Below are 18,372 nucleotides of genomic sequence, written 5' to 3' on the forward strand. Positions count from 1 at the left end.
TCACTTCGCCATCATGCTGGTGTGGATGCTGAACATGATCCACAGCGACAGGCCGACCAACAGTGCAATGACCAACCCGGTGAACAGGAAGGCGCTGACGTTCTCACGCTGCTCTGGCGAACGGTCCAGGTGCAGGAAGTAGTACAGGTGCACGACGATCTGGATGACCGCGAAGGCCACCACGATCAGTACGGTCATGTCTTTGGGCAAGGTCGGGTACATCACCAGACCGAACGGGATCAGCGTCAGGATCACCGACAGTACGAAGCCGATTGCGTACGACTTCACGCTGCCGTGGCTGCCCTCGGCGTGCTCGTTATGTGCGTTAGCCATTTACAGAACCCCCAGCAGATAGACAACGGTGAATACGCAGATCCAGACCACGTCCAGGAAGTGCCAGAACAGGCTCAGGCAACCCATGCGGGTCTTGGCCGAACCGGTGATGCCCTTCTTCTGGATCTGGTACATCATCACGGCCATCCAGATCAGACCACCGGTCACGTGCAGACCGTGGGTGCCGACCAGGGCGAAGAAGCCCGACAGGAAGCCGCTGCGCTGCGGGCCGAAGCCTTCGCTGATCAGCAGGTGGAACTCGTTGACTTCCATGACGATGAAGCCAAGGCCGAGCAGGAAGGTGACTGCCAGCCAGGCCAGTACACCGTTCTTGTTGCCCTTGTACATCTGCAGCATGGCGAAGCCGAAGGTGATACTGGAGAACAGCAGCAGCGCGGTTTCAGCCAGTACATACGGCAGTTCGAAGATGTCGTGACCCGACGGGCCGCCGGCAAAGTTGCCGGACAGCACCGCGTAGGCTGCGAAGATCGACGCAAACAGGATGCAGTCGGTCATCAGGTACAGCCAGAAACCGAATACGGTCATCTGGCCCGAGTCGTGGTGTTCTTCGTGCCCATGGTCGTGACCATGAGCAGCATCAGCATTGATTACATGACTGGACATTGATTAAACCCGTTCAAACGATTCGACAGGCGCACCGACTGGCGAGCCGGTAGCCAGACCGAGGTGCTTCAGACGCTCACCTTCGATACGTGCCACTTCCTCGGCAGGAACCATGTAGCCCTGGTCGTCACGCGCAGCGTGAGCAACGAAGACAGCGATGGTGCCGATCAGGCCGACCGCGGCCAACCACCAGATGTGCCAGATGGTGGCGAAACCGAAGACGGTCAACAGCGCGCCCATGTACAGACCGGTAGCGGTGTTGTTCGGCATGTGGATCGGTGCGTACTGGGCCGGAGCCTTGTAGGCGATACCGGCGCGCTTGGCTTCGGTCCATGCGTCCAGGCCGACTTTTTCCGGCATGGTGGCGAAGTTGTAGAACGGCGGTGGCGACGAGGTCGACCATTCCAGGGTGTGCGCATTCCATGGGTCGCCAGTGACGTCCATGTTGTCCTTGCGATCGCGGATCGACACGTACAGCTGGATCAGCTGGCAGGCGATACCGAACAGGATCAGCACGGCACCGACCACGGCCACGTACAGGTACGGTTCCCAGGCAGGGTTGTCCGAGTGGTTCAGACGACGGGTCATGCCCATGAAGCCCAGTGCGTACAGCGGCATGAAGGCCACGTAGAAACCGGAGATCCAGAACCAGAAGGCAGCCTTGCCCCACTTCTCGTTCAGGGTGAAACCGAAGGCTTTCGGGAACCAGAAGGCGAAGCCGGCAATGTAGCCGAACACCGCACCACCGATGATCACGTTGTGGAAGTGAGCGATCACGAACAGGCTGTTGTGCAGCACGAAGTCAGCACCAGGTACGGCCAGCAGTACGCCGGTCATGCCGCCGATCGAGAAGGTCACCATGAAGCCCAGGGTCCACAGCACTGGCGCGGTGAAGCGCAGACGGCCCTGGTAGATCGTGAACAGCCAGTTGAACAGCTTGACCCCGGTCGGGATCGAAATGAGCATGGTCGCCAGACCGAAGAAGGTGTTGACGCTGGCGCCCGAACCCATGGTGAAGAAGTGGTGCAGCCATACGCCGAAGCCCAGAACCGAGATCGCACCCGAGGCGTAGATCATCGACTTGTGGCCGAACAGGCGCTTGCCGGTAAAGGTCGAGATGACTTCCGAGAACACGCCGAACGCCGGCAGGATCAGGATGTACACCTCAGGGTGACCCCATGCCCAGAACAGGTTGACGTACATCATCGGGTTCCCACCAAGCTCGTTGGTGAAAATGTGGAAGTCCAGATAACGGTCAACGGTCAGCAGTGCCAGGGTCGCGGTCAGGATCGGGAACGAAGCCACGATCAGGATGTTGGCCCAGGTGCAGGTCCAGGTGAAGATCGGCATGTCCATCAGCTTCATGCCAGGGGCGCGCATTTTCAGCACGGTGGCCAGGAAGTTGACACCGGTCAGCGTTGTCCCCAATCCGGATATCTGTAGCGCCCAGATGTAGTAGTCGACACCGACCCCAGGGCTGTACTGGATACCCGCCAGCGGTGGATAGGCCACCCAGCCGGTCTTGGCGAACTCGCCCACGCCCAGGGAGATGTTGACCAGCGCAACGCCGGACACCAGCAGCCAGAAGCTCAGGGAGTTGAGGAACGGGAAGGCAACGTCACGTGCACCGATCTGCAGAGGCAGGGCCAGGTTCATCAGGCCGGTGAAGAATGGCATCGCCATGAAGATGATCATGATCACACCGTGAGCGGTGAAGATCTGGTCATAGTGTTCAGGAGGCAGATAGCCCTCGGCGCCGCCAGTGGCCATGGCCAGCTGGGTACGCATCATGATGGCGTCGGCAAAGCCGCGCAGCAGCATGACCATCGCGACGATGATGTACATCACCCCGATCTTCTTGTGGTCGACCGACGTCAGCCACTCGGTCCACAAGTAGGTCCACTTGCGGAAATAGGTGATTGCAGCAACCAACGCGAGACCGCCGAGCGCGATCATGGCGAGGGTCACCATGACTATCGGCTCGTGATACGGGATCGCGTCCAGACTAAGTTTACCGAACATCTTTTACTCCTCTGCCCCAGCAGCTGAATGCATACTCACGTCCATCGCTTCGGCCGCTTCTTTGTGCTCTTTCTTCTCGTGCACCACCGGCTTGCCACGGTTCATGCCCTCGTACTTGTCGACGATGGACTGGAACATGTTTTCCGGGGCCACGCTGTAGAGCGCAACCGGGTTGTTTTCGCTAGGTTTGGCCAGAGCCTCGTAGGTGGCCTTGTCCAGTTGTTGCGGCGACTGCTTGACCTCGTTGACCCACGCCTCGAAATCTTCCTGGGACGTGGCGATCGCCTTGAACTTCATGCCGGTGAAGCCGGCACCGCTGTAGTTGGCGGAGATCCCGTCGAACTCGGCGTTCTGGTTGGCAATCAGGTGCAGCTTGGTGGTCATGCCCGCCATCGCGTAGATCTGGCCGCCCAGGCCCGGGATGAAGAACGAGTTCATCACGGCGTCGGAGGTCACGCGGAAATTGACCGGGGTGTTGGCCGGGAAGACGATCTTGTTGACCGTGGCAATGCCCTGTTCCGGGTAGATGAACAGCCATTTCCAGTCCAGCGCGACCACGTCGATCTGCACCGGCTTCACGTCGGAATCCAGTGGACGGTACGGGTCCAGCTTATGGGTGGAGAGGTAGGTGACATAACCCAGGGCGATGATGATCAGCACCGGGATGGACCATACGGCCACTTCGATCTTGGTCGAGTGCGACCAGTCAGGGGTGTAGGTGGCAGCCTTGTTGGAGGCGCGATACTTCCACGCGAACGCGATCGTCATGAAAATGACAGGAATCACCACCAGCAACATCAGGCCGGTAGCGATCAGGATCAGGTTCCTTTGCTCAATGCCGACCTGGCCCTTCGGGTCGAGCAGGGTCCAGTTGCACCCACTGAGTAAAAGCATGCCTAAAAAGGGCAGAATGCCAAACAGTCTGGGGTAACGCTTTTTACTCATCTCACGACCTCTAGAGCAGCTTGCTTCAATGCAATTTGTGTTTTGGTCGCCAACACTTCGTCCTGCCAAGCGTCAGCATTTATGGGATCGAATACGGTCACGCCGGAATTCAGCTGCGGCTGCTCGGCAGAACCGGTGTGCAACGGTGCTTATTGTTTTGACTTCGTAGGCAATCAGGCCTGTTTACAGACCAATTCCATTTGGTGCGGAAAATCACGGGAGGGGGGTCAGCCCGGCATCGCCGCAGGCGATGCTCGTCAGAGTCACGAAAGGGGCCGGAGCTCCTTTAATCCTGCAACTCGCAAGCGGTGCCGAACGGAAATTGGGGGCGATTGTAGTGACGTAACATGGCCATGACTATGACTTATTGAGCAACAGTCCTTTACAGAAAACGTAACAATAGCGCAGCAAAAATCAGTTTCGCGACAGTTTGTCGCACCCCTGGCTGTAGCCCTGAAATGCCCGTACCGCAAGGGTCGGGACTTGATCCAGGTCAACCTGGAGGCGACTTCTTCGGAAAATTCTCAAGCCCTGCGCACTTGCCTCGACACGGGACTTTTGTCTAACGCTGGCGACGGTTGCGGTAGATGCCCAGCGGCACCAGCACGGCGGTCAGCACGAAGGCCAGCAGCGCCCATTGCGCCAGCGACAGCCCCAGCACCGGCGGGTACGGCGTCGAGCAGAAACCATCCACCTGGAACACCAGCGGCAGCACCGAGGCCAGCGGCAGGCCGTCGACGATCGGCTGCAGTGTGTCGATGCCGCAGCTGACGGCCGGGTTGGCCAGAATGTAGGCGTGGTTGCCCGCTGCAGCAATGCCGCCGATGGCGCTCAGCACCACCAGGGCCTCGAACAGCGTGAGGCTGCGCCGCCCGGGCATGGCCGCACCGATGAAGGCGAACAGGGCGATGAACAGCAACGCATAGCGCTGCAGGATGCACAGTGGACACGGTGCCTCGCCCAGCACGATCTGCATGTACAGGGCACCGCCGATCAGCGCCAGGCAGATGGCGCCCAGCAGTACCAGAAAGCGCCGTTCCCGATTCAGGCGCTGCGTTAGATCGTTCATTCCCGTTCCCTTCACTAGATAGGTGGCTCAAGCCTGGGCGCAATTCTACACGCCGACCATGACCACAGGGAGTGAAGGTTAAACCGATTAAAAGAAGATTAAGGTCGGCAGCTTAGCCGGCGCCTGCAGCACATACGCGCAGCTGCAGGCGCCGGCATTGCCGGCGAACAGGCCCCGGCCCTTACTCGAGTGCCGCCGCCGGCCCGAAGAACTCGTAGCGGCTCTGCTGCTCCGGCACCCCCAGGGCCTTGAGCTGACGCCTGATCGCCGCCATGAAGCCCTTGGGCCCCAGGAAGTACGCGTCCAGGTCACGCTCGACCGGCAGCCACTGCGCCAGTTGATCCTGGCTCAGCAGCCCCACGGCGTCGGCCGGCAGGCTCACCCCATCATCCTCGGCGTAGCAATAGAAGCGCTTGAGCTGCGGATGACGCGCCGCGCGTTCGTCCACCCAGTCGCGAAACGCATGCACCGCACCGTTGCGCGCGCAATGAATGAAGTGCACCAGGCGACCGCTGGCCAGGGCCGCGTCGAGCATCGCCAGTGTCGGGGTGATCCCTACCCCGCCGCTGATCAGCACCAGCGGCTTGTCGCTGGCGCTCAGGGTGAACTCGCCCGCCGGCGGGAACAGCTCCAGGGTATCACCCACCTGCAGGTGCTCATGCAGGTAGTTGGACACCTTGCCGCCCGCCTCGCGCTTGACGCTGATGCGGTACTCGCGGCCGTCACCCAGCGCCGACAATGAATAGTTGCGCCGATGCTCCTGGCCATCGATCTGCACCTTCAGGCCCAGGTACTGGCCGGGCTCGCCCTTGAGGACCGGGCCGCCATCGAGCGGGGCGAAGTGAAACGAGACGATCTCGCTGCTCTCCTGCACCCGCGCCGCCAGCCGGAACGCCCGCGCACCGCGCCAGCCACCCGGCGCCTGGGCCTTCTGCTGGTACAGGCCCTCTTCGGCGCCGATCAGGATATCGGCCAGTTGCTGGTAGGCCGCGCCCCAGGCCGCGATGACCTCGGGGGTGGCGACCTCCTTGCCGAGCACCTCTTCGATGGCACGCAACAGGCAGGCGCCGACGATGGGGTAGTGCTCGGGCAGGATCTGCAGCGCCACGTGCTTGTTGATGATCTGGTTCACCAGGCCGCCCAGTTGCTCGAGCTGGTCGATATGGCGTGCATACATCAGTACGCCATTGGCCAGCGCCCGCGGCTGGTCGCCGCTGGCCTGGTTGGCCTGGTTGAACAACGGACGCACCTCGGGGTATTCGCTGAGCATCAGTTTGTAGAAATGCGTGGTCAGCGCCTCGCCGCCGCTTTCCAGCAGCGGAACGGTGGCTTTGACGATGGCACGATCTTGGGCATTGAGCATGGGTAACTCCCGGGCCTTATGGCTTCTGGATAATCTGCCCGGGTTGTTTCAGCTTTCGTGCCAACTATTAAATCCATATAAATCAATAGCTTGAATATTTTTGAGTCAAATTGACCACAGCCCTGCTAGAGTCATAAAGACTCGAAGGAGTCATCATGACCGCAAAATCCCTGCTTACCGCACTGCTGCCCCTGGTCAGCGACCTGTCTCGCGAGCTGCCCGAACGCGAACGCTACCGTCGCCTGCTCGAAGCCATGCGCGCCCTGTTGCCATGCGACGCCGCCGCGCTGCTGCGCCTGGATGGCGAATGGCTGGTCCCCCTGGCGGTGGACGGCCTGAGCCCCGACACCCTGGGCCGGCGCTTCAAGGTCAGCGAACACCCGCGCTTCGCCGCCCTGCTCAGCCGCAGCGAGCCGACCCGCTTTGCCAGCGACAGCCAACTGCCCGACCCCTACGACGGCCTGGTCGAGGGCCTGCACCAGCACCTGGAGGTACACGACTGCATGGGCTGCCCGCTGTTCGTCGACGAACGGCCCTGGGGCCTGATCACCCTCGATGCGCTGGCCCCGGAGCGCTTCCAGCAGGTCGAGCTGGACGCCCTGCAGGCCTTCGCCAGCCTGGCCGCCGCCACGGTCAACGTGGCGCAACGTATCGAACGCCTGGCCCTGCGCGCCGAAGACGAACACCAGCGCGCCGAGATCTACCGCCAGGCCAGCGGCCAGCAGCACCAGGAACTGATCGGCCAGAGCAAGGCCCACAAGCACCTGCTCGAAGAGATCCGCCTGGTCGCCGGCAGCGACCTGACCGTACTGGTCACCGGTGAAACCGGAGTCGGCAAGGAGCTGGTGGCCCAGGCCATCCACCAGCAGTCGGCGCGTGCCGACAAGCCGATGATCAGCCTCAACTGCGCCGCCTTGCCCGACACCCTGGTCGAGAGCGAGCTGTTCGGCCATGTGCGCGGCGCCTTCACCGGCGCGGTGGGCGAGCGACGCGGCAAGTTCGAGCTGGCCAACGGCGGCACACTGTTTCTCGACGAAGTGGGCGAACTGTCGCTGGCCGTGCAGGCCAAGTTGCTGCGCGTGCTGCAAAGCGGACAGCTGCAGCGCCTGGGCTCGGACCAGGAGCACCAGGTGGATGTACGCCTGATTGCCGCCACCAACCGCGACCTGGCCGAGGAAGTGCGTGCCGGGCGCTACCGCGCCGACTTCTACCACCGCCTGAGCGTGTACCCGCTGCGGGTGCCGGCGCTGCGCGAGCGCGGGCGCGACGTGCTGCTGCTCAGCGGCTACTTCCTGGAGCAGAACCGCTCGCGCATGGGCCTGAACAGCCTGCGCCTGAGCAGCGATGCCCAGGCCGCGCTGCTGGCGTACGACTGGCCGGGCAATGTGCGCGAACTGGAGCACCTGATCGGCCGCTCGTCGCTCAAGGCGCTGGGCCAGCACCCCGAGCGGCCGAAGATCCTGACCCTGGAGGCCCGCGACTTCGACCTGCCCGGCGCCGGCCCGGGGGCAGCGCCCAGCGTGGCGGCGCCACTGCCACCGCCGCCCGGCACCGACCTGCGCCAGGCCCTGGACCTGTACCAGCGCCAGCTGATCGAGGCCTGCCTGGAGCGCCACCAGCACAACTGGGCCAGTGCCGCGCGCGAGCTGGGCCTGGACCGCGCCAACCTCAGCCGCCTGGCCCGCCGACTGGGGCTACGCTGAAGTGCAGTGGCGGATTAAAGCCTGGCGTGCTCGGGTCGATAACCCGGCAGATCCCTTATTCTCTTTGCCCTGAAGGTGCCTATGGCCTCGCAAAATGCCCGCGCCGACTCGCTGTCGCTGCTGCTGTTCACCCTGCGCAGCGGCAAGCTGATGGCAATCAACCTGCTCAAGGTCAGCGAGATCATCCCTTGCCCGCCCCTGACCAAGCTCCCGGAATCGCACCCGCACGTCAAAGGCGTGGCCACCCTGCGGGGCAACTCGCTGTCGGTCATCGACCTGTCGCGCGCCATCGGCGAGCGCCCGCTGGAAGACCCCAACGGCGGCTGCCTGATCGTCACCGACATCAGCCGCTCCAAGCAGGGCCTGCACGTGCAGGCGGTAAGCCGCATCGTGCATTGCCTGAGTACCGACATCAAGCCGCCGCCCTACGGGTCGAGCAGCAAGGCATTCATCACCGGGGTAACCCAGGTGGACGGCACCCTGGTGCAGGTGCTGGACATCGAAAAGGTCATTCACGGCATTGCGCCGCCGCCGCGTGAAGTGAGCAGCAGCGAGCTGAACCCCGAAGACGCCGCCGTTCTGCAGGCCACCAACATACTGGTGGTCGATGACAGCCATGTGGCACTCCACCAGTCGGTGCTGACCCTGCGCGGCCTGGGGCTGGAATGCCACACCGCCAAGAGCGCCAAGGATGCCATCGACACCCTGCTGGAGCTGCAGGGTACCGACCGGGAGATCAACGTGGTGGTCTCGGACATCGAGATGTCCGAGATGGACGGCTACGCCTTCACCCGCACGCTGCGCGAAACGCCTGACTTCCAGCACCTCTATGTACTGCTGCACACCTCGCTGGACAGTGCGATGAACAGCGAGAAAGCCCGGCTGGCAGGGGCGAACGCGGTGCTGACCAAGTTCTCCTCGCCGGAACTCACCGATTGCCTGATCGTGGCAGCGCGGGCGGTGGCTTTCGCCGAGCGCTGAGCCGGCCCCCTTCGCCGGCAAGGCCGGCTCCTACAGGCACCGCGTACCCTTGTAGGAGCCGGCCTTGCCGGCGAAAAAACCGGACAAACGCTGAAACGCTCCCGCTCCTGCAAAAATCGACGCTCTGGCATAATCAGCGGCCTGCCCCCCATGAGCCGCCCATCATGAAAACCCTTACCTTTACTCTGCTGGCCCTGTTCAGCCTGGGCGCCCACGCCTCCAGTGATCAAGCCTGGGCTAACCACGAAAAAGCCCTGACCAGGGCCTGCCTCGCCGCCAGCCAGTTCAAGGATGCCCGGCCCGCCAGCAAGCCGGCCGAGTTCGACGACCGCGTCGGCTACAGTGCCCTGCTGATCAGCGGCCACTACCCGCAAAAGCACATGAAGAACCAGAAAGGCAGCGAGCTGTGCCTGTTCGACAAGCAGCGCAAGACTGCCTTCATCACCGAATGGACCCCCGCCAAACCGTGACCAGCGCTGCAACCTCACTCCAGTTCGACTGCACCGGCTGTGGCAAATGCTGCAATGGCCACCACGTTCCCCTGACCCTCGACGAAGCGCGCCACTGGGTGGCAGATGGCGGCCAGCTCATCGTGCTGGTGGAAGCCTTTCTGGCCAACGGCCTGGGCCTGCCCGACGCCCAGCGCGAGCACGCCACCCGCCGTGCCTGCGCCGTGCCCTGCGGCAGTACCCAGGCACACGTGGCCATCACCTTCGCCGCGTTCAACCCCGGCGCCTGCCGCAATCTGGATGCCGACAACCTGTGCCGCATCTATGAGCGCCGGCCGCTGGTGTGCCGCATCTACCCGATGGAAATCAACCCGCACATCCCGTTGCGCCCCGACGCCAAGGACTGCCCGACCGAAGCCTGGCAACGCGGCCCGGTACTGATCCACGGCAGCCAGTTGATGGACCGCCAACTGGCCGAGCTGATCGAGCGCTCGCGCCAGGCCGACCGCGACGATATCCACGCCAAGGTGCAGATCTGCCAGCAACTGGGCATCACCACCAGCGCGCTCAAGGGCAACGGCTTCACCGCCTACCTGCCCGACACCGGGGCGCTGCACGCCGCCCTGCATGCCCCGGGCAACGCCGCGCTGGCGCCCTGGACCCTGCACGTGGAAAACCCGGCACTGGTCGAGCAACTGCATCAGGCCGGCGCCCGGGTGTGCAGCACATCGGCTGGCCACTACAGCTTCATCGGTTTCTGAGCGGCGCCTAGCGGCGCTGCCAGAACTCCTCGGCCAGGCGCCGCAGGTCTTCGGCCAGGCCGGCCACGTCGCTGGCGTTGGCATGCCCGTGCTGACCGGCCACCACGCTCTCTTCGCTGGCCTGGCGAATGCTGATGATGTTGCGGTTGATGTCTTCGCTGACCAGGCTCTGCTGCTCCACCGCCGCAGCAATCTGCAGGCTCATCTCGCTGATCTGGTTGACCTGCTGGCTGATGCCGTCCAGCGCCACCGCCGCCTGCTGCGCCTGCTCGACGCTCTGCCCGGCATGCTCGCGGCTCTCGTGCATGGCCTGCACCGCATCGCGGGTGCCGCGCTGCAAGGCGCTGATCATGCGCTGGATTTCGCCGGTGGACTCGGCCGTGCGCTTGGCCAGGCCGCGCACCTCATCGGCGACCACCGCAAAGCCACGCCCCTGATCCCCCGCCCGCGCCGCCTCGATGGCCGCGTTCAGTGCCAGCAGGTTGGTCTGCTCGGCGATGCTGTGGATAACCGACAGCACCCCGGAAATTTCCATGCTGTGGCCTTCCAGGGTGTGGATAACCTCGGTGGCAGCGCTCAGTGCGCTGGCCAGTTCGAGGATGCTGCTGCGGCTGCGGTCCACCAGCTGATGACCATTCTGGGTGGCATCTTCGGCATGCTCGGCGGCCTCCGAAGCCTGCTGGGCATTGCTGGCCACCTCGGCCACGCTGGTGGTCATCTGGTTGATTGCCGCCGCCACCTGATCGGCCTCGCCCTGCTGGCCCAGGGTGGTGGTGTGGCTGTGCTGCAGGTGCTGGGCCAGCTCTGCGGTGTGGCCGGCCAGGCGCTGCGAGGTGTCGCCAATGCGCCCCACCACCGCCCCGATCTGCGCCTCGAGCATCAGCAGGGCGAACTCGATCTGCCCCACGGCGCCCGCCTTGCCGGTATACAGCTGCTGGCTCAACGGGTTGTCGGCAATCGACTGCGCCCGCACCCGTAGTTGTTCCAGCGGGCGCAGCAGCACCGACACCAGCAGCGCACTGAGCCCACCGGCGGCCACCAGCTCCAGCAGCCACTGCCACGGCAGCGCCGGCAACAGCAGGCGGCTGGTGCCCAGCACCACTGCCAGCACCAGGCCTGTGCCCAGCCCCAGCTGCAACGCCAGGCCAGGGCGCGGCAGGCGTTGCCACCAGGGCAACGGGCGCTGCTGGCGCAAGCGTGCATAGCAGCGTTCGGCGGCCTCCACCTGCGCCGGGGTGGGCTTGGTGCGCACCGACTGGTACTCCACCGTCTGGCCCTGGCTGGTGACCGGCGACACGAATGCGCTGACCCAGTAATGGTCGCCATTCTTGCAGCGGTTCTTCACCAGCCCCATCCACGAGCGGCCGGCCTTGAGGGTCTGCCACATCTGCGCAAAGGCCTGGGAAGGCATGTCGGGATGGCGTACCACATGGTGCAACTGGCCAATCAGCTCGTCGCGCTCGAACCCGCTGACCTTGAGAAAATCCTCGTTGGCATAGGTAATGGCGCTGGTCAGATCGGTGGTGGAAAGGATATTCGCGTCACCGGGGTAATCTACATTGCGGCCGGTCACAGGCAGATTGCTCTTCATCGAAAGCGCTCGCGTTTTTATAGGTGGAGGGGCGGCAGGGCGAGAGACTCTACGGGGCAACATTTAGTAAAACCTTGATCCAGCGCAGACTATTGGCACTTGGCCATCTGCCAGCTGACAGCGCTGACAGGTGGGCGTCACACTGCTGACCCCCAGTAGCAGCTATAACCTACTGACAGCCCTCCTTTTTCTGCCCTGGCGCCGTGCACGCATGCGAATTTCCAGCTCTCGAGTGTTTTTTTTCGGCCTGATAGCGTTGCTGCTGGGCCTGGCGCTGTACCTGACTTTCGGTCGCCACACGGCCAGCCAACCGGCCATGCCCGTGGCCACCCCGGTCAGTGTGATCCAGGTGCAGCAGCAGGATGTGCCGCACTACCTCAGCGCCATCGGCGCGGTGCAGTCGCTGCACAGCGTGCAGATCCGCCCCCAGGTGGAGGGCGTGCTGACCCGGATCCTGGTCAAGGAGGGCCAGTCGGTGCAGGCCGGTGACCTGCTGGCCACCCTGGATGACCGCAGCATCCGCGCCAGCCTCGAGCAGGCCCAGGCGCAACTGGGCCAGAGCCAGGCCCAGCAGCAGGTGGCCGAGGTCGACCTCAGGCGCTACCGCCTGCTCAGCGAAGACAACGGCATCTCGCGCCAGACCCTCGACCAGCAGCAGGCGCTGGTCAACCAGCTCAAGGCAAGCATCCTCGGCAACCAGGCAGCGATCGCCGCGGCCAAGGTGCAGTTGTCGTACACCCAGATCCGCTCGCCGGTCACCGGACGGGTGGGCATTCGCAACATCGACGAAGGCAATCTGGTGCGCACCAGCGACGCCCAGGGCCTGTTCAGCGTGACCCAGATCGACCCCATTGCGGTGGAGTTCGCCGTGCCGCAGCAATGGCTGCCGACCCTGCAGGGGCTGGTGGCCGCCGAACCCCCGGCGCCGATCCGTGCCTACCTCGAAGGCAACGGCGACAGCGGCGGCCTGCTGCTGGGTGAAGGGCACCTGAGCCTGATCGACAACCAGATCGCCGCCAACACCGGCACCCTGCGCGCCAAGGCCGCGTTCGACAATGCCCAGGCCCGCCTGTGGCCGGGGCAACTGGTGAGCCTGAAGATCCAGACCAGCATCCAGCGCGATGCGCTGGTGGTGCCCCCCGGCGTGGTGCAGCGGGGCATCGACCAGCACTTCGTGTACCGCGTCGAGGGCGACAAGGTCGCGGTGGTGCCGGTCAAGGTGCTGTACCAGGACAGCAACCTCAACGTGATCAGCGGCGTAGCGGTCAACGACACGCTGGTGGCCGACGGGCAGTCGCGGCTCAGGCCCGGCGCCCGGGTCGAGGTGCTGGCAGCCCCGCCCGCCGCGCCCGTCGGCGACGATGTTGCCGGCAGCGGTGTGCAGCCATGAGCGGGCGCAGCTCGATCAGTGCGTGGTGCATCGACCGCCCGGTGGCCACCCTGCTGCTGACCTTCGCCCTGGTGCTGCTGGGCGTGGTGGCGTTCCCGCAGTTGCCGGTGGCACCGCTGCCCGAAGCGGACTTCCCCACCATTCAGGTCAGCGCGCAGCTGCCCGGCGCCAGCCCCGAGACCATGGCCTCGTCGGTGGCCACACCGCTGGAGGTGCAGTTCAGCGCCATCCCCGGCATGACCCAGATGACCTCCAGCAGCGCACTGGGCTCCACCAGCCTGATCCTGCAGTTCACCCTCGACAAGAACATCGACACCGCCGCCCAGGAAGTCCAGGCCGCGATCAACACCGCCTCCTCGCGCCTGCCCCAGGACATGCCGAGCCTGCCCACCTGGCGCAAGGTCAACCCGGCCGACAGCCCGGTGCTGATCATGACCGTCAGCTCCGCGCAGATGCCGGCCAACGAACTGAGCGACTACGCCGAAACCCTGCTGGCACGCCAGCTGAGCCAGATCGACGGGGTCGGGCTGGTCAACATCACCGGCCAGCAGCGCCCGGCGATTCGCGTGCAGGCCCAGCCGGAAAAACTCGCCGCCATCGGCCTGACCCTGGCCGACCTGCGCCAGGCCATCCAGCAGACCAGCCTCAATCTGGCCAAGGGCGCGCTGTACGGCGACAGCAGCGTGTCGACCCTGGCCACCAACGACCAGCTGTTCCACCCCGATGAATACGCCCAGCTCATCGTCGCCTACCGCGACGGCGCCCCGGTACACCTCAAGGACGTGGCCACGGTCATCAACGGCGCCGAAAACGCCTATGTCAAAGCCTGGTCCGGCGACCAGGAAGGCCTCAACCTGGTGGTGTTCCGCCAGCCCGGGGCCAACATCGTCGACACCGTGGACCGGGTCATGCAGGCGCTGCCGCACCTGGAGGAAATGCTCCCGGCATCGGTGCAGGTGTCGGTGCTCAGCGACCGCACCCAGACCATCCGCGCCTCGCTGCACGAGGTGGAGATCACCCTGCTGATCGCCGTGCTGCTGGTGATCGCGGTCATGGCGCTGTTCCTGCGCCAGTGGTCGGCCACGCTGATCGTCTCCAGCGTGCTGGGGGTATCGCTGGTGGCCAGCTTCGCGCTGATGTACCTGTTCGGCTTCAGCCTGAACAACCTGACCCTGGTGGCCATCGTCATCGCCGTGGGGTTTGTGGTGGACGATGCCATCGTGGTGGTGGAAAACATCCACCGGCACCTGGAGGCCGGCGACGACAGCCGCACGGCTGCCCTCAAGGGCGCCGGCGAGATCGGCTTCACCGTTGTCTCGATCAGCTTCTCGCTGGTGGCCGCGTTCATTCCGCTGCTGTTCATGGGGGGCGTGGTGGGGCGGCTGTTCAAGGAGTTCGCCCTCACCGCCACCTCCACCATCCTGATTTCGGTGGTGGTCTCGCTGACCCTGGCGCCGACCCTGTGCGCGCTGTTCATGCGCCGCCCGCAACACCCCGAGCACGCCGCACCGACCTTCGGCGAGCGCCTGGTGGCCGGTTACGATCGTCTGCTGGTCAGGGCCCTGGCGCACCAGCGGCTGATGCTCGGGCTGTTCTTCGTGACCCTGGCCCTGGCCATCGGCGGCTACGTGGCCATTCCCAAGGGCTTCTTTCCGGTGCAGGACACCGGCTTCATCCTCGGCACCACCGAGGCCGCGGCCGACGTGTCGTACCCGGACATGGTGCGCAAGCACCAGGCGCTGGCGAAGATCATCGAGGCCGACCCTGCGGTACGCGCGTTCTCGCACTCGGTGGGGGTTACCGGCAGCAACCAGACCATCGCCAACGGGCGCTTCTGGATCGCCCTCAAGGACCCTGCCCAGCGCGATGTGTCGGCCAGCGAGTTCATCGACCGGCTGCGCCCCAAGGCCGCCCAGGTGCCGGGCCTGGTGCTGTACCTGCGGGCCGGGCAGGACATCAACCTCAGCTCCGGGCCCAGCCGCAGCCAGTACCAGTACGTGCTCAAGAGCAACGACGGCCCGGCACTCAACCTGTGGACCCAGCGCCTGACCGAACGTCTGCACGCCAACCCGGCGTTCCGCGACCTGTCCAACGACCTGCAACTGGGCGCCAGCGTGACCCGCATCGACATCGACCGCCAGGCCGCCGCGCGTTTCGGCCTGACCACCGCCGACGTCGACCAGGCGCTGTACGACGCCTTCGGCCAGCGTCAGATCAGCGAGTTCCAGACCGAGACCAACCAGTACAAGGTGATCCTGGAAATCGATGCACGCCAGCGTGGCAAGGCCGAGAGCCTGGCCTACTTCTACCTGCGCTCGCCCCTCAGTGGCGAGATGGTGCCGCTGGCGGCGCTGGCCAAGGTCGCGGCGCCCAGCACCGGGCCGCTGTCGATCAGCCACGACGGGCTGTTCCCGGCCGCCAACCTGTCGTTCAACCTGGCACCGGGGGTAGCCCTGGGCGATGCGGTGAGCATCCTCGAACGCACCCAGCGCGAGCTGGGCATGCCGGCCTCGATCATCGGCACCTTCCAGGGCGCGGCCCAGGCCTTCCAGAGTTCGCTGTCGAGCCAGCCGTGGTTGATCCTGGCCGCGCTGGTGGCGGTGTACATCATTCTGGGGGTGCTCTACGAGAGCTTCGTGCACCCGCTGACCATCATCTCCACCCTGCCTTCGGCGGGCCTTGGCGCACTGGCGCTGCTGTGGCTGATGGGCCAGGACTTCACCATCATGGGCCTGATCGGCGTGGTGCTGCTGATCGGCATCGTCAAGAAGAACGGCATCCTGCTCATCGACTTTGCCCTGGAGGCCCAGCGCCAGCGCGGGCTTGCGCCAGAGGCGGCGATCCACGAGGCGTGCCTGACGCGCTTTCGTCCGATCATCATGACCACCCTGGCCGCCCTGCTGGGCGCGGTGCCACTGATGCTCGGCGCCGGGGCCGGGGCCGAGCTGCGCCAGCCGCTGGGCATCGCGGTGGTGGGCGGGCTGCTGGTCAGCCAGGCGCTGACACTGTTCACCACGCCGGTCATATACTTGGCCCTGGAGCGCCTGTTCCACCGCCGCCGCAACGACCTGCCGGCGGCCCGGCCGATCGAGAACTGAGAGCCGACCATGCGCGTGCTGATTATCGAAGACGAACAGAAGACCGCCGACTACCTGCATCGCGGCCTCACCGAACAAGGCTTTACCGTGGACCTCGCCCCGGACGGCATCGAGGGCCTGCACCTGGCCCTCGAGGGCGACTACTCGGTGATCGTGCTCGACGTGATGCTGCCGGGCCTGGATGGCTACGGCGTACTGCGCGCCCTGCGTGCACGCAAGCAGACCCCGGTGATCATGCTCACCGCCCGCGAGCGCGTCGAAGACCGCATCCGCGGCCTGCGCGAAGGCGCCGACGACTACCTGGGCAAGCCGTTCTCGTTCCTCGAACTGGTGGCGCGCCTGCAGGCGCTGACCCGCCGCAGCGGCGGGCACGAGCCGGTGCAGATCCAGGTCGCGGACCTGTGGGTGGACCTGATCAGCCGCAAGGCCAGCCGCGCCGGCCAGCGCCTGGAACTGACCGCCAAGGAGTTCTCGCTGCTCAGCGTGCTGGCGCGCCGCCAGGGCGAGATCCTGTCCAAGACCGCGATTGCCGAGCTGGTGTGGGACATCAACTTCGACAGCGACGCCAACGTGGTGGAGGTCGCCATCAAGCGCCTGCGCGCCAAGCTCGACGGCCCGTTCGAGACCAAGCTGCTGCACACCATCCGAGGCATGGGCTATGTACTGGAAAGCCGTGCGCACTAACTCCATCGCCCTGCGCCTGAGCCTGCTGTTCAGCCTGGTGGCGCTGGGCGTGTTCCTGCTGATCGGCGGTGCCCTGTACAAACAGGTCGACCGCAGCCTCGACCTGCTGCCGGAGGCCGAGCTGGACGCCCGCTACAGCGTGCTGGAATCGGCGCTGACCCGCTATGGCACCCGGGAGCACTGGGCCAAGATCACCAACAAGCTCAACCTGCTGGGCGAGGAAGACCGGCGTATCCGCTTCTGGGTGGTGAGTGGCGACGCGCACTACGAGTACGGCCAGCCCGACGCCGCGATACGCGACTTTGCCGCCGGCCCGCTGGGCATGCGCGACCTGCAGCTGGAGGGCCGGCCGTACCCGTACAAGGTGCTGGTGAGCGAGCTGCCGGCGCTGGACCGGCGCCCTGCCCTGCGCTTTCTGCTCGGCATCGATACCGAAACCTTCTGGCACACCCAGCACACCCTGCTGGGGGCATTGATCAGCCTGGCGGTGATCGGCGTGCTGCTGGCCTCGGCCCTGGGCTACTGGGCCGCGCGCATCGGCCTGCGCCCGCTGCGGGCGCTGTCGGCCGAGGCCCAGCAACTGGCGCCACCGCACCTGAGCGCACGCCTGTATGCGGCCGACCTGCCGCCAGAGCTGCAACAGTTCGCCGGCACCTTCAATGCCACCCTGGAGCGGGTCGAGCAGGCCTATTCACGCCTGGAGGGGTTCAATGCCGACGTGGCCCATGAGCTGCGCTCGCCCCTGACCAACCTGATCGGCCAGACCCAGGTGGCGCTGACCCGCGGTCGCAGCGCCGAACATTACTTCGAGGTACTGCAATCGAACCTGGAGGAACTGGAGCGGCTGCGCAGCATCGTCAACGACATGCTGTTCCTGGCCAGTGCCGACCAGGGCAACAAGGCCACCGCGCTGACCAGCAGCTCGCTGGCCGAGGAAGTGGCGACCACCCTGGACTACCTGGACTACATCCTCGAGGACGCCCAGGTACGGGTGCAGGTCAGCGGCGATGCACGGGCGCGCATCGAGAAGGCGCAGTTGCGCCGGGCGCTGATCAACCTGCTCAACAATGCGGTGCAGCACACGGCCCGCCAGCAGGTGATCCAGGTGCATATCGAGCGTCAGGGCGAGCAGGTATGCATTGCCGTGAGCAACCCGGGCCCGGCCATCGAGGCCGTGCACCTGCCTCGCCTGTTCGAGCGCTTCTACCGGGTGGATGCCGCGCGCAGCAACAGCGCCGTGGGCAACCATGGGCTGGGGCTGGCGATCGTCAAGGCGATTGCGCTGATGCATGGCGGCAGCGTGTTTGCCCGCAGCCAGGCGGGGGCCAATACCTTCGGGATTCTGTTGCCGGCCTGAAG

Annotated in this window: 15 protein-coding genes and 1 pseudogene; 8 read left to right on the forward strand and 8 right to left on the reverse strand. The window is 65.0% G+C overall.

Annotation, left to right across the window (positions count from 1 at the left end; translation table 11 throughout):
* The 6 genes from cyoD to hmpA form a co-directional block, all read right to left on the reverse strand.
* Positions 1-333, reverse strand: a complete 333-nt coding sequence (gene cyoD / locus FW760_RS23175) for a cytochrome o ubiquinol oxidase subunit IV (protein ID WP_043864407.1) — start codon at positions 331-333, stop codon at positions 1-3.
* Complete coding sequence (gene cyoC / locus FW760_RS23180; RefSeq protein WP_043864406.1) at positions 334-957, reverse strand: cytochrome o ubiquinol oxidase subunit III; 624 nt, start codon at positions 955-957, stop codon at positions 334-336.
* A gap of 3 nt (positions 958-960) precedes the next feature.
* Positions 961-2,979 carry a cytochrome o ubiquinol oxidase subunit I gene (gene cyoB, locus FW760_RS23185; RefSeq protein WP_043864405.1) on the reverse strand — a complete coding sequence of 673 codons (2,019 nt, stop codon included), beginning with the start codon at positions 2,977-2,979 and terminating at the stop codon, positions 961-963.
* Between the two features lie 3 nt (positions 2,980-2,982).
* Positions 2,983-3,924, reverse strand: a complete 942-nt coding sequence (gene cyoA / locus FW760_RS23190; protein ID WP_043864404.1) for a ubiquinol oxidase subunit II — start codon at positions 3,922-3,924, stop codon at positions 2,983-2,985.
* Positions 3,925-4,486: 562 nt separating this feature from the next.
* Positions 4,487-4,993, reverse strand: a complete 507-nt coding sequence (locus tag FW760_RS23195; protein WP_043864403.1) for a disulfide bond formation protein B — start codon at positions 4,991-4,993, stop codon at positions 4,487-4,489.
* A 181-nt stretch (positions 4,994-5,174) separates the two neighbouring features.
* Complete coding sequence (gene hmpA / locus FW760_RS23200; RefSeq protein ID WP_104572932.1) at positions 5,175-6,356, reverse strand: NO-inducible flavohemoprotein; 1,182 nt, start codon at positions 6,354-6,356, stop codon at positions 5,175-5,177.
* A gap of 155 nt (positions 6,357-6,511) precedes the next feature.
* Here hmpA and norR point away from each other — a divergent pair, with 155 nt between their 5' ends.
* From norR to FW760_RS23220, 4 genes are all read left to right on the forward strand, one after another.
* Positions 6,512-8,059 (forward strand): nitric oxide reductase transcriptional regulator NorR, encoded by a 1,548-nt coding sequence (gene norR, locus FW760_RS23205; protein ID WP_043864401.1) that lies wholly within the window; start codon positions 6,512-6,514, stop codon positions 8,057-8,059.
* A gap of 81 nt (positions 8,060-8,140) precedes the next feature.
* Positions 8,141-9,040, forward strand: coding sequence for a chemotaxis protein (locus FW760_RS23210; RefSeq protein ID WP_043864400.1), 900 nt, complete (start codon positions 8,141-8,143; stop codon positions 9,038-9,040).
* Between the two features lie 164 nt (positions 9,041-9,204).
* Positions 9,205-9,510 carry a hypothetical protein gene (locus FW760_RS23215; RefSeq protein ID WP_088515290.1) on the forward strand — a complete coding sequence of 102 codons (306 nt, stop codon included), beginning with the start codon at positions 9,205-9,207 and terminating at the stop codon, positions 9,508-9,510.
* On the forward strand, positions 9,489-10,250 hold the full coding sequence (locus FW760_RS23220; protein WP_078479911.1) for a YkgJ family cysteine cluster protein: 762 nt from the start codon (positions 9,489-9,491) through the stop codon (positions 10,248-10,250). The genes FW760_RS23215 and FW760_RS23220 overlap by 22 nt, the downstream gene beginning before the upstream one ends.
* A gap of 7 nt (positions 10,251-10,257) precedes the next feature.
* Here FW760_RS23220 and FW760_RS23225 read toward each other — a convergent pair whose 3' ends face one another.
* Both FW760_RS23225 and FW760_RS23230 read right to left on the reverse strand, forming a co-directional pair.
* Positions 10,258-11,130, reverse strand: coding sequence for a methyl-accepting chemotaxis protein (locus tag FW760_RS23225; RefSeq protein WP_370409068.1), 873 nt, complete (start codon positions 11,128-11,130; stop codon positions 10,258-10,260).
* A 381-nt stretch (positions 11,131-11,511) separates the two neighbouring features.
* Positions 11,512-11,904: pseudogene (locus FW760_RS23230) on the reverse strand (PAS domain-containing protein); the annotation flags it as partial.
* A gap of 148 nt (positions 11,905-12,052) precedes the next feature.
* Here FW760_RS23230 and FW760_RS23235 point away from each other — a divergent pair.
* From FW760_RS23235 to FW760_RS23250, 4 genes are read left to right on the forward strand one after another with little or no spacing between them, the layout of a single operon-like run.
* Positions 12,053-13,231: an efflux RND transporter periplasmic adaptor subunit gene (locus FW760_RS23235; RefSeq protein ID WP_254997808.1), complete on the forward strand. Its 1,179-nt coding sequence runs from the start codon at positions 12,053-12,055 to the stop codon at positions 13,229-13,231.
* Positions 13,228-16,329 (forward strand): multidrug efflux RND transporter permease subunit, encoded by a 3,102-nt coding sequence (locus FW760_RS23240; RefSeq protein ID WP_043864395.1) that lies wholly within the window; start codon positions 13,228-13,230, stop codon positions 16,327-16,329. The genes FW760_RS23235 and FW760_RS23240 overlap by 4 nt, the downstream gene beginning before the upstream one ends.
* Positions 16,330-16,338: 9 nt before the next feature.
* Positions 16,339-17,013, forward strand: coding sequence for a heavy metal response regulator transcription factor (locus tag FW760_RS23245; RefSeq protein WP_043864394.1), 675 nt, complete (start codon positions 16,339-16,341; stop codon positions 17,011-17,013).
* A complete protein-coding gene (locus tag FW760_RS23250; protein ID WP_043864393.1) occupies positions 16,988-18,370 on the forward strand; it encodes a heavy metal sensor histidine kinase in 1,383 nt (460 codons plus the stop codon). Before FW760_RS23245 ends, FW760_RS23250 begins: the two co-directional genes overlap by 26 nt.
* Positions 18,371-18,372: the final 2 nt, after the last annotated feature.

The organism is Pseudomonas sp. 1176_21 (assembly GCF_052850635.1).